Raw genomic sequence first — 11,495 nt, 5'->3', positions numbered from 1 at the left:
GGCGGCCGTCGCGGTCGCCGGCGGGGAGCTCGGCCGGGCGTCGCTGTGGGACGACGCGTGGCGCGACCTGCGGCGCCGCTGGGTGTTCTGGGCGTCGTCGGCGTTCCTGCTGCTGGTCGCGCTGATGGCGGCGGTGCCGCGGCTGTTCACCTCGACGGGCGTGAACGAGGGCTGCGACCCGAACGACGCCAAGCTCGGCCCGTCCGGCGCGCACTGGTTCGGCACCGACCTCGCCGGCTGCGACTACTACGCGCACGTCGTGCACGGCGCCCGCCCGACCCTGCTGATCGGCGTGGCGGTCACCCTGTTCGCGTTCGCCATCGCGCTGGTGTTCGGGATGCTGGCCGGCTACTACGGCGGCCTCCTGGACGCGCTGATCGCGCGGCTGACCGACGTGTTCTTCGGGCTGCCGTTCGTGCTCGGCGCGACCGTCATCCTGGTCGCGTTCCCGAGCCACGGGGTCGGCGCGATGACGCTGGTGCTGGTGCTGCTCGGCTGGACCACGATGATCCGGATCATGCGGGCGCAGGTGATCGCCGTCCGGGACGCCGACTACGTGCAGGCCGCGCGGCTGCTCGGCGCGTCCGACCGGCGGATCATGGCGCGGCACATCCTGCCGAACGCGATCGCGCCGGTGATCGTGGTCGCCACCCTCAACGTCGGCAACGTGATCGCGGGCGAGGCGACGCTGGACTTCCTCGGCGTCGGCCTGCAGTACCCGAAGGTGTCCTGGGGCCTGCAGCTGAACCTGGCGCAGGACTCCTTCGTCGACCACCCGCACCTGCTGATCTTCCCCGCGGTGTTCCTGTCGGCCACGGTGCTGAGCTTCCTGATGCTCGGCGACGCGGCCCGCGACGCCCTCGACCCGAAGCTGCGGTGAGCACGCGATGACGACGGAGCTGGCCAAGGACCTGCCGCGGGAGCCGGCGGAGCCGCCGCCGCTGCTGGAGGTCGACGACTTGCACGTGTCGTTCCGCGTGCGGGGACGCGACGTCCGCGCGGTGAACGGGCTGTCCTACACGCTCGGCGAGGGGGAGACCGTCGCGATCCTCGGCGAGTCCGGGTCGGGCAAGAGCGTCGCGGCGCAGGCCGTGATGGGCATCCTCGACACCCCGCCCGCGGAGATCACCGGCGGGTCGGTGCGGCTGCGCGGCGAGGAGCTGCTCGGGCTGCCCGAGCGGCGGCGCCGCGGGTACCGCGGCGACCGCATCTCGATGATCTTCCAGGACGCGCTGACCGCGCTGAACCCGGTGTTCACCGTCGGCGACCAGATCCGCGAGATGTACCGGGTACACCGCGGGCTCGGCCGCCGGGCGGCCCGCGACAAGGCGGTCGAGCTGATGGAGCGGGTGCGGATCCCGTCCGCCGCGCAGCGGCTCGGCGACTACCCGCACCAGTTCTCCGGCGGCATGCGCCAGCGCATCATGATCGCGATGGCGCTGGCGCTGGAGCCGGACGTGCTGATCGCCGACGAGCCGACGACCGCGCTCGACGTCACCGTGCAGGCGCAGATCATGCGGCTGCTCGCGGCGCTCCAGGACGAGCTGCGGATGGGGATGGTGCTCATCACCCACGACCTCGGCGTCGTCGCCGGCGTCGCGGACCGGATCGTCGTGATGTACGCCGGGTCGGTGGCCGAGCAGGCGCCCGCCCGCGAGCTGTACGCGCGGCCCGCGCACCCGTACACGCGCGGGCTGCTCGCGTCCGTGCCGCGGCTGGACCGGCGCGGGGACGCACTCGTCCCGATCAAGGGGTCGCCGCCGAACCCGGCCGCGCTGCCGCCGGGCTGCCCGTTCCAGCCGCGCTGCCCGCGCGCGGAGGCGCTCTGCGCCGCCGAGCGCCCGCCGCTGGTGACCGTCGCGCCGGGCCACGAGGCCGCCTGCCACTTCGCCGAGGAGGTGCACGGTGCCGGAGCCGAGTGAGGGCCCGATCCTGGAGGTCGACGGCCTGGTCAAGCACTACCCCGTCACCCGCGGCGTGGTGATCAAACGGGCGGTGGGGCACGTCCGGGCGGTGGACGGCGTCGACCTGGAGCTGCGGCGCGGCGAGACGCTCGGGGTCGTCGGCGAGTCCGGCTGCGGGAAGTCGACGCTCGCCAAGCTGCTGCTGGCGGCCGAGCGCCCGACCGCCGGGACCGTCCGGTTCGACGGGCGGGACGTCTTCGCGCTGCCACGCAAGGAGCTGCGCGCGCTCCGGCGCCGCATTCAGATGGTGTTGCAGGACCCGTACTCCTCGCTGAACCCGCGGATGACCGTCGGCGACATCGTGGGGGAGCCCTTCGCGATCCACCCGGACGCGGCGCCCAAGGGGGAGCGGCGCGCGCGCGTGCAGGAGCTGCTGGAACTGGTCGGCCTCGACCCCGACCACGTCAACCGGTACCCGCACCAGTTCTCCGGCGGGCAGCGGCAGCGCGTCGGCATCGCCCGCGCGCTGGCCCTGCGACCCGACGTCATCGTCTGCGACGAACCGGTGTCCGCGCTGGACGTGTCCGTCCAGGCGCAGGTCATGAACCTGCTCGCCGAGCTGCAGCGCGAGCTCGGGCTGGCGTACGTGTTCATCGCGCACGACCTCGCGGCGGTCCGGCACATCTCCGACCGGATCGCGGTCATGTACCTCGGCAAGGTCGTCGAGACCGGCGACGAGGAGCAGATCTACGAGCACCCGACCCACCCGTACACGCAGGCGCTGCTGTCGGCCGTCCCGGTGCCCGACCCCGACGCCCCCGGCTGGGCGGGGCAGATCCAGCTGGAGGGCGAGCCGCCGTCGCCGCTCGACCCGCCGTCCGGCTGCCGGTTCCGCACCCGCTGCTGGAAGGCCCGGGACGTCTGCGCGCAGGACGTCCCCGAGCTGGTGGAGCGCGACGCGTCCGCGCACCCGAGCGCCTGCCACTTCGCCGAGGAGCAGGCCCTCACCGAGCAGGCCTGACGCCGGCCCGCGCCGGCCGGAGCGGGCCGATCGGGGCGGGCCGGGACGGTTCCGTAGGGTGGGGGCATGGCGCGCAAGGGCAGGCACGGTCCGCGGCCGGACACGTTCACGATCGACGGCGGCGAGGCCGAGCTGCTGCGCGACGCCGACCGCGACGGCGGCTGGATGCTGCTCGTCGGCGGCGTCCCGCAGTCCTACGTGGACCTGTCCGACCCCACCTACCTCGACTTCGAGTACATGCGGCTGATGGGCGACGTCGTCGACGCGCTCGGGCTGGAGGGCGAGGCCTTCGACGCCGTGCACATCGGCGGCGCCGGCTGCACCCTGCCCCGCTACATCGCCGCGACCCGCCCGGGGTCGCGGCAGATCGTGCTGGAGCCGGACGCCGAGCTGGTCCGGGTCGTCCGCGAGCGGCTGCCCGTCAAGGGCGTGCCGGGGCTGCGGATCCGCGTCACCGACGGGCGCAGCGGCATCGCCGCGCTCGCCGACGAGGCCGACGACCTCGTCGTGATGGACGCCTTCGCCGAGGCGTCGATGCCGGTCGAGCTCGCGACCCGCGAGTTTGTGCTGGACGCGGCGCGGGTGCTGCGGCCGCGCGGGGCGTACCTGGCGAACGTCGCCGACGGGTTCCGGCTGCCGTTCGCGCGGCGCGTCGCCGCGACGGTCCGCTCGGTGTTCCCGCACACGCTGCTGATGGGCGACCCGGGCGTGCTGCGCGGCCGCCGGTTCGGCAACCTGATCATCGCCGCGTCCCGCGAGCCGCTGCCGGTCGCCGAGCTGACCCGGCGCGCCGCCGGCGGGATCGCGCGGGCCCGGATGGTGGCGGGCGACGACCTCGCCGCGTTCTGCGCCGGCGCCGCGCCGCTGCACGACGGCGAGGAGATCGTGACGCCCACCCCGCCGCCGCAGGTCTTCGGGAGGTCGTGAGATGGAGACCGGCGCCGATCTCATGGACGAGGCGGGCCTCGCGGCGTTCGAGGAGCTGCGGCCCCGGCTGACCGGCCTGGCGTACCGGATGCTCGGCGAGGTGCAGGAGGCCGAGGACGCCGTGCAGGACGCCTACCTGCGCTGGAACGGCACGGACCGGGCGGCCGTCGAGGAGCCCCGGGCCTGGCTGATCAAGGTCGTCACGAACCTGTGCCTCAACCGGCTCGCCTCGGCGCGGGCGCGCCGCGAGACCTACACGGGCCCGTGGCTGCCCGAGCCGGTGCCCGGCGCCGGGGAACTCGGCGCGCGGGTGCTCGGGCCGCTGGAGACCGCCGAGCAGCGCGACTCGGTGTCGCTGGCGCTGCTCACCCTCATGGAGTCGCTCACCCCGGCCGAGCGCGCCGTGTTCGTGCTGCGCGAGGCGTTCGGCTATAAGCACCGCGACATCGCCGAGGTGCTGGACGTCACCGAGACCGCGAGCCGGCAGCTGCACCGGCGCGCCCGGCAGCGCGTCGCGTCCGCCGAACGGCGGTTCGCGCCGCCGGGCGAGCGGTGGCGGCGGCTCGTCGAGCGGTTCCTGGACGCGGCCGTGCGCGGCGACCTGGCCGGGCTGGAGGCGATCCTCGCCGAGGACGTCGTCGCCTGGTCCGACGGCGGCGGCAAGGTCACCGCGGCCCGCAACATGATCGCCGGACGGACCCGGGTCGCGCGGTTCCTCCTCGGCGTCGCCCGCCGCGCCGCGGACCTGCCCGGGGCGTCGATCGAGCCGTCGATCGAGGAGGTCAACGGCGTGCCGGCGCTGGCCGTCCGGGTGGACGGCGAGCTCACCATGATCGCGGTGCTGGAGGCGTCCGGGGACCGCGTCACGGCCGTGCACGCCGTGCTCAATCCGGACAAGCTCGGATTCGCCGCCCGCGCGCTGTCACGCTCTGGGAGACTGCCCGGTCCCTCTTAGCGGACGAAGGAGGAGTCAATGATCATCGTGACCGGGGCGAGCGGGACGCTCGGCGCGCCCCTGACCCGCAAGCTGGCCGCCGCGGACGCCGCGGACGTGCGCGCGCTGAGCCGGCGCTCCAGGACGCCGGAGAACGGCGTCACCTGGCACCGGGCGGACCTCAAGACCGGCGACGGGCTCGGCGCGGCCCTCGACGGCGCCGACACGATCGTGCACTGCGCCAGCGACTGGCGGCACTACAAGGACGACCTGACCGCCGCCCGGAACCTGGTGGACGCGGCGTGGAAGCAGGGCGCGCCGCACCTGGTCTACATCTCGATCGTCGGCGTCGACAAGATCCCGTACCCGTACTACCGGATCAAGCACGAGGTGGAGCGGCTCATCGAGGACTCGGGGCTGCCCTACACCATCCTGCGGGCCACCCAGTTCCACACCCTTCCGGGCATGGTGCTGGACGCCCTCACCAAGGTCCCCGGGCTGATGCCGCTGCCGTCCGGGCTGCGGATACAGCCGATCGACGCCGGCGAGGTCGCCGACCGGCTGGCCGACCTGGCGCTCGCCCCCGGGCCCGCGCGCCGCGTCGACGACATGGGCGGCCCCGAGGTGCTCGCGCTCGAGGACATGGCCCGCGCCTACCTGGAGGCGCGCGGCAGGCGCAGCCTGCGGCTGCCGTTCCCGCTGTTCGGCAAGACGGCGCGCGGCTTCAAGGAGGGCCACCACCTCGCCCCCGGGCAGAAGGCCGGGAAGCGGACCTGGCAGGACTACCTCGACGAACGCTGGCCGCGCGGGTGACCGGCACCGCCGTCCGCCGCGCCCCGGCCGGGGGACGGCCGTCCTGACGCGGGCCGCCCGCCGCCCGCCCGCGGAGCCCATTCGCGGATAACGGGCGGCGGCCCGCCGGGAACGCAATTCCGGACCGGTCTCCCGCGCCGTATCGGCCGCATCCGGCGGCGCCATGTCCCATAATCGAGCGATGGAGTCGTCCACCCGAATTCTCATTCTCGGCACGGATTCCTCGGGGAGAATACTCCAGTCCGAGCGGAACGCCGCCGCCGTTCTGTCCGCGAATCCGGACGGGCTCCTGGGCGCCTGCCTCGACGAGGTGATCCCCGGCGCGCGCGAGCCGCTGCTGGAGGCGGTGAAGCACGGGCGGGAGCGCACCGCGATGCTCGCCGTCGAGACCTCCGGCGGCGCCACCCTCGACGCGGTCGTCACCGTGCACCCGATGAGCGGCGGCGAGCCCGGCGGCCTCGCCGCGCTGGCGGTGATCCGCGTCCCGGTGCCGCTCGCCGACCGGTTCGTCGACCCCGCCGTCATCCGCCGGGCGCTGCTCGACGACGGGTTACCGCGCATCGGCTCCACCCTCGACCTGGAACTGCTGGCGCGGGGGCTGATGGACGTCCTCGTGCCGCATTTCTGCAATTCCGGCGCGCTGATGCTGCTGGAGAGCCATCTGGACGCCGACGAGGCGCCCGCGGGCCCGGACGGGCCGCCGCTGCGCCGGATGGCGATCGGGTTCGACGACGGCGACCCCGCCTGGGACGCGGCGTTCCCGACCGGCGAGTCCGTCGTCTACCCGGCCGGCACCCCGTACGCGCGGTGCCTGGAGACCGGCGAGCCGGAGCTGACCGCGCTCGGCGGCGAGGGCGCGGCGCGGCTCGCCGAGGTCTGGCACCGCCCGCCGGTCGCCGACCTGCTCAAGGGCTCGTCGATGCTGCTGCTGCCGATCATGTCGCAGGCGGGGGTGCTCGGGTTCTTCGTCGGCGTCCGCAACGTCGCGCACCGCCCGTTCGACCGCTACGACATCGAGATCGGGATGGAGTTCGCCTCCCGCGCGTCCAACTACGTGGAGAGCGCGCGGCAGTACTCGCTGGAGCGGGCGACCGCGCTGACCCTGCAGCGCAGCCTGCTGCCGACCGGGCTGTCGGCGCCGTCCCCGATCGAGGTGCACCACCGGTACCTGCCCGGCAGCCGGCTCATCGAGGTCGGCGGCGACTGGTACGAGTCGATCGCGCTGCCGGGGGCGCGCGTCGCGCTCGTCGTCGGCGACGTCGCCGGGCACGGGGTGAAGGCGGCCGTCACGATGGGCCGGCTGCGCACCTCGATCCACACCCTCGCCGAGCTGGAGCTGCCGCCCGCCGAGGCGCTGGAGCGGCTCGACTCGCTGATGCGGACCCTCGGCGACCGCGAACCGCACTTCGCGACCTGCGCCTACGTGGTGTACGACGCGGTCAGCGGCCGCTGCGAGGTCGCGAGCGCCGGGCACCTGCCGCCGCTGCTCGCGCCGCCCGGCGCCGCGTCCCACTTCCTGGCGGTGCCGCCCGCGCCGCCGCTCGGCGTCGGCGGCGACGGCCCGATCGTCAGCCGCGAGTTCACCGTCGAGGACGGCACGCTGCTCTTCCTGTACACCGACGGGCTCGTGGAGAACCGGGCCCGCGACATCGACGACGGCCTGGCCCGGCTGCAGCGCACCTTCGGGCCCGGCGCAGCGTCCCGGCCGCTCGGGGAGCTGTGCCAGGACGCGCTCGACGGCGTCTACGACGACCAGCACCGCGACGACATCGCGATGCTGGTGGCGCGGCTCAGCCGGATCCCGGAGGACCACCACGCCACCTGGGAGCTGCCCGCCGAGCCGGCCGCGGTGCGGCGGGCCCGGGGCCTGGTCCGCGACCGGCTCGCCCGCTGGGGCCTGGACGAGCTGGCCGACTCCACCGTCCTGATGGCCTCCGAGCTCGTCACCAACGCGATCAACCACGCGGGCGGCCGCGTCGGGCTGCGCCTCGTCCGCGAGGGCGGGCTGGTGTGCGAGGTGTTCGACTCCTCCGACGGCCGTCCCCGCGTCCGCCCCCAGGACGACGAGGAGGACATGCCGGAGTCCGGGCGCGGGCTGCACGTCGTCGGGCGCCTCGCGCAGCGCTGGGGCGTCCGCCGCACCACCGACGGCAAATCCGTCTGGTGCGAGCAGGAACTGCCCTGAGCGACGGTCCCGTGCGTTAGCGGAGTACCGAGATGTGCACGTGGTCGTAGTGGTTCTGGGTGATGCTGCCGCGGTCCGCCATCGGGCGCCATCCGCCGCCGCGCACGTTCCAGATGTGCTGTTTCCAGATGACGTAGGAGATGCCGAGCCGCCGTGCGTTCGCGACCGCGTACGCCGCGACCTCGTCGCCGTGCCGCTGCGCCTGGGCGCTCGGCATCCGGCCCGCCGTGTTCTCCATGAAGTCGCAGGCGCGGCCGTCGCCGTGGTCCTGCGGGTCGCCGGTGGAGCGGTAGCAGCCGATCGTCGGGAACGGCCCGAACATCCCGTTGACCTCCAGCAGCACCGTCCGCATCGTCGGCGTCATCAGGTTGCCGGTGATCGGGGTGCGGGACGGCAGCGCACCGTCCGGGCGTCCGGTCATCCGCGGCGCGCTCTTCGGCGCCGCGGCCCTGCCGGGTGACGACGGGGCGTTCAGCGCGGCGATCCGCGTCCCGCGCGGCAGGATCCGCTTCAGCCGCTTGCTCAGCTTGCGGATGTCGGCCTTGGGCGCGCTGAGCAGCAGGGCGTTGCCGTCCGGCAGGCCGAGCGCCTGGGCCTGCTCGTGCGAGACGACGGCGTCGACGCTGCCGATGCCCAGCGACGCGTACGCGCCGACCCTTACCTGCCCGGGGTGGGCGCTGCTGCCCGCCTGCACGACCGTGCCGAGCGGGAACGCGCCGTCCTGCCCGAGCGTGAACGACAGGGCGAGGCCGCCGGACGCCACCGTCCGCCAGAGCTGGTCGGACTCGGCGGTCGCCCCGGGTGCGAACGCCCGGAACGACGACGGGTCCACACCGAGCAGCCCGACGCGGTGCCCGCCGACCTGCGCGCGGGCCGCGTCCACGACGGTGATCCCCGCGACGCCCTTCAGCCGCCGGGCGCGGGCGACGGCCTGCTGCGGCAGCGGCGCGGCCCCGGCGACCAGCAGGTGCGGGGTGTAGCGGCGGGTCAGCGGCGCGACGGCCTCGACGGGCGGCGCGCCCGCCCTGGTGACCGACACCAGGTCGCGGGGCCGCCGTTCGCGGGCGCCGCCGTCCGCCCGGCCCGACGCGAGCACCCACGCGTCCGTGCCGAGGGTCAGCACCACCGCCGCCGCGACGATCCCGGGCAGCGTCCTGCCGCGCCCGCGCGGCGTTCCGCCATGCCCGCGCATCGAGCCGCCCCCGTCCACCCCTCGTTCCCTCCGCGGCATCGTAGAGGACCGGGGACGGCCGGATCCGCGCCCGGTCCGGGCACGGACGGTGCCGGGCGGTCAGTGCTGGACGGGCTGGGTGCCGAGCAGGTCGTCGTAGTCGTCCGGGAGCTGCGCCATGATGTGCTCGAACAGGCCCGGTTCGACCGACGCCTTGACGGCGGCCACGACCGCGCGGGCGTGCTGGCGCGCCTGCGGCGGCCGGGTGCCCTCGGTGTCGGCGACCCGCTCGTAGAACTCCTCGAGCCCGAAGCGGTGCCCGGCGCCCTGCTCCGGCAGCGCCTCGGCGAGCGCGGGCGGCAGCTGCGCGGCCAGGTCGCGGCTCTGCCCGCCGGCGAGCCGCTCGCCGAGGACGGTGAGCGTGGCGTCGATGGCGCGTTCGGCGTGGTCGGCGGTGTCGATGCGCCCGGTCTCGCGGACGGCCGACACCATTTCGTGCTCCTTCATGATCCCCCCGAAGGTCGGCTCAGACGGTCACGGCCATGCGGACCCCGATACCCGCCGGTCAGAGAAGGCATTCATCCCGTTCCGGGTGATCAGGCGGGCGGTGCGGCCTCCTGCAGCCGGCCGTCCGCGAGCCGCAGCCAGCGCTCCACCCCGATGTCGGCCAGGAACCGCTCGTCATGGCTGACCACCACGAACGCGCCCTGGTAGGCGTTGAGCGCGCCGACGAGCCAGGACGCGCTCGCCAGGTCGAGGTTGTTCGTCGGCTCGTCCAGGAGCAGCAGCTGCGGCGCCGGCTCGGCGCACAGCACGCACGCGAGCGTGGCGCGCAGCCGCTCCCCGCCGGACAGCGCCCCGGCCGGCAGGTGCGCGCGGGCACCGCGGAACAGGAACCGGGCGAGCAGGTTCATCCGCTCGGCCTCCGGCACGCCCGGCGCGAACGCGGCGAGGTTCTCCGCCACCGTGCGGTTGAGGTCGAGCAGGTCCAGGCGCTGCGACAGGTACGCGACGCGCCCGTCGGCCCGCCGCGCCGTCCCGCCGCCCTCGGGGGACAGGTCGCCGGCGATCAGGCGGAGCAGGGTCGACTTGCCGGTGCCGTTCGCGCCGATCAGCGCGACGCGCTCGGGACCCCGGATCTCCAGGCTCGCACCCGGCTCGGCGAAGACGTCCCGGTCGCCGTAGCGGACCCGCATGCGCTCGCCGAGGAACACCGTCCGCCCGGCGGGCACGGCGGTGGCGGGCAGTTCCAGGCTGATCGCCTGGTCGTCGCGCAGGGCGCGCTCGGCCTCCTGGAGGCGGGCGCGGGCGTCGCCGAGCCGCGCGGCGTGCGCCCCGTCCGCCCGTCCGGCCGACTCCTGGGCGCGCCGCTTGCGCGCACCGGCGAGGATCTTGGGCAGGCCCGCGTCCTTGAGGTTGCGCGCCGCGGTGCTCTGCCGCCGCGCCGCCCGCTCCCGGGCCTGCTGCATCTCCCGCTTCTCCCGCTTCACCTCCTGCTCGGCGCTGCGGACGTCCTTCTCCACGGCCTCCTGCTCGATCCGGAGGGCCTCCTCGTAGGCGGTGAAGTTCCCGCCGTAGAAGCGCATCTCGCCGCGCTCCAGCTCGGCGATGCGGTCCATCCGGTCGAGCAGCGCCCGGTCGTGGCTCACCACGAGCAGGCACCCGCTCCAGTCCTCCAGGACGCCGTACAGCCGGTGCCGCGCGTCGATGTCGAGGTTGTTGGTCGGCTCGTCGAGCAGCAGCACGTCCGGCCGCTTCAGCAGCTGCGCGGCCAGGCCGAGCGAGACGACCTGGCCGCCGCTGAGCGTGCCGAGGCGGCGGTCCAGCGCGACGTCGCCGAGGCCCAGCCGGTCGAGCTGGGCGCGGGTGCGCTCCTCGATGTCCCAGTCGTCGCCGATCACCGCGAAGTGCTCCTCGGCGGCGTCGCCGGACTCGATCGCGTCGATCGCGCGGACGACCGGGGCGATGCCCAGGACGTCCGCCACGGTCAAGTCGCCGTCGAGCGGCAGGGTCTGGGGCAGGTGGCCGAGCACGCCGTCGGCCGCGACGGTACCGGCGGCGGGCCGCAGCTCGCCCGCGATCAGTTTCAGCAGCGTGCTCTTGCCGGCGCCGTTGGGCGCGACGAGGCCGGTGCGGCCGGCGCCGACGGCGAACGACAGGTCCTGGAACACCGGGACGTCGCCGGGCCAGGAGAAGGACAGGCCGGAGCAGATGATGCGTGCATCGGACACGTGAGGGACCTCGTGGGATGAAGCGGGCGAAGCTGGGCCGCCCGGCAGGGGGCAGGGATGCGGTCGACGACGGGGCGGCCACGGCGGCGGCGCTCGTCCGCGCGCACCGGTGGCCGATCACTTCCGGGATCACCCGGAGATGTCGTCGTCACCTGCCACTGCTGATCTCCCTCTACGGATCACTCGTCCGGTCCAACACTATCAGCGCGCGGCGCCCACCTGTCCCAGCAGCGCCGCGGCGGCGTCCTCGGCGAGGGCGCCGGGCAGGTCGGAGCCCATCCGGCCGGCGGCGGCCTCCCGCAGCCGGAC

The 11,495-nt window shown here is 74.8% G+C and carries 10 protein-coding genes; 7 read left to right on the top strand and 3 right to left on the bottom strand.

Annotated elements, in window-relative coordinates:
* The 7 genes from F9B16_RS44795 to F9B16_RS44765 all read left to right on the top strand — a co-directional run.
* The coding region (locus tag F9B16_RS44795; RefSeq protein WP_151546362.1) for an ABC transporter permease at positions 1-880 on the top strand (880 nt) is incomplete at its 5' end.
* Between the two features lie 7 nt (positions 881-887).
* Positions 888-1,922, top strand: coding sequence for an ABC transporter ATP-binding protein (locus F9B16_RS44790; protein WP_151546361.1), 1,035 nt, complete (start codon positions 888-890; stop codon positions 1,920-1,922).
* Entirely contained in the window at positions 1,906-2,925 is a 1,020-nt protein-coding gene (locus tag F9B16_RS44785) for an ABC transporter ATP-binding protein (protein ID WP_151546360.1), read from the top strand. Before F9B16_RS44790 ends, F9B16_RS44785 begins: the two co-directional genes overlap by 17 nt.
* Positions 2,926-2,991: 66 nt before the next feature.
* Positions 2,992-3,852 carry a spermidine synthase gene (locus tag F9B16_RS44780; RefSeq protein ID WP_151546359.1) on the top strand — a complete coding sequence of 287 codons (861 nt, stop codon included), beginning with the start codon at positions 2,992-2,994 and terminating at the stop codon, positions 3,850-3,852.
* A 1-nt stretch (position 3,853) separates the two neighbouring features.
* On the top strand, positions 3,854-4,807 hold the full coding sequence (locus F9B16_RS44775) for an RNA polymerase sigma-70 factor (protein WP_225992499.1): 954 nt from the start codon (positions 3,854-3,856) through the stop codon (positions 4,805-4,807).
* Between the two features lie 18 nt (positions 4,808-4,825).
* Positions 4,826-5,599, top strand: a complete 774-nt coding sequence (locus tag F9B16_RS44770; protein WP_151546358.1) for an SDR family oxidoreductase — start codon at positions 4,826-4,828, stop codon at positions 5,597-5,599.
* Between the two features lie 181 nt (positions 5,600-5,780).
* Entirely contained in the window at positions 5,781-7,784 is a 2,004-nt protein-coding gene (locus tag F9B16_RS44765; RefSeq protein ID WP_151546357.1) for an ATP-binding SpoIIE family protein phosphatase, read from the top strand.
* Positions 7,785-7,800: 16 nt separating this feature from the next.
* Here the strand turns inward: F9B16_RS44765 and F9B16_RS44760 are convergent, their stop codons facing one another.
* The 3 genes from F9B16_RS44760 to F9B16_RS44750 form a co-directional block, all read right to left on the bottom strand.
* The gene (locus F9B16_RS44760) at positions 7,801-8,994 is read right to left on the bottom strand and encodes a hypothetical protein (RefSeq protein WP_225992498.1); all 1,194 of its coding nucleotides are present in this window, start codon (positions 8,992-8,994) and stop codon (positions 7,801-7,803) included.
* An 81-nt stretch (positions 8,995-9,075) separates the two neighbouring features.
* Entirely contained in the window at positions 9,076-9,462 is a 387-nt protein-coding gene (locus F9B16_RS44755; protein ID WP_151546356.1) for a DUF2267 domain-containing protein, read from the bottom strand.
* Positions 9,463-9,551: 89 nt separating this feature from the next.
* The gene (locus tag F9B16_RS44750; RefSeq protein ID WP_151546355.1) at positions 9,552-11,186 is read right to left on the bottom strand and encodes an ABC-F family ATP-binding cassette domain-containing protein; all 1,635 of its coding nucleotides are present in this window, start codon (positions 11,184-11,186) and stop codon (positions 9,552-9,554) included.
* Between the last annotated feature and the right edge of the window lie 309 nt (positions 11,187-11,495).

Source organism: Actinomadura montaniterrae, from assembly GCF_008923365.1.
Lineage (GTDB): Bacteria > Actinomycetota > Actinomycetes > Streptosporangiales > Streptosporangiaceae > Spirillospora > Spirillospora montaniterrae.
The sequence above is the reverse complement of the archived record's forward strand: the minus strand, read 5'-3'. Positions and strand labels throughout refer to the sequence as shown.

Excerpts from the sequence above, each read along its gene's own strand:
- F9B16_RS44790 (WP_151546361.1), top strand. The coding sequence starts at position 888 with ATGACGACGGAGCTGGCCAAGGACCTGCCGCGGGAGCCGGCGGAGCCG.
- F9B16_RS44780 (WP_151546359.1), top strand. The coding sequence starts at position 2,992 with ATGGCGCGCAAGGGCAGGCACGGTCCGCGGCCGGACACGTTCACGATC.
- F9B16_RS44775 (WP_225992499.1), top strand. The coding sequence starts at position 3,854 with ATGGAGACCGGCGCCGATCTCATGGACGAGGCGGGCCTCGCGGCGTTC.
- F9B16_RS44770 (WP_151546358.1), top strand. The coding sequence starts at position 4,826 with ATGATCATCGTGACCGGGGCGAGCGGGACGCTCGGCGCGCCCCTGACC.
- F9B16_RS44765 (WP_151546357.1), top strand. The coding sequence starts at position 5,781 with ATGGAGTCGTCCACCCGAATTCTCATTCTCGGCACGGATTCCTCGGGG.
- F9B16_RS44755 (WP_151546356.1), bottom strand. The coding sequence starts at position 9,462 with ATGAAGGAGCACGAAATGGTGTCGGCCGTCCGCGAGACCGGGCGCATC.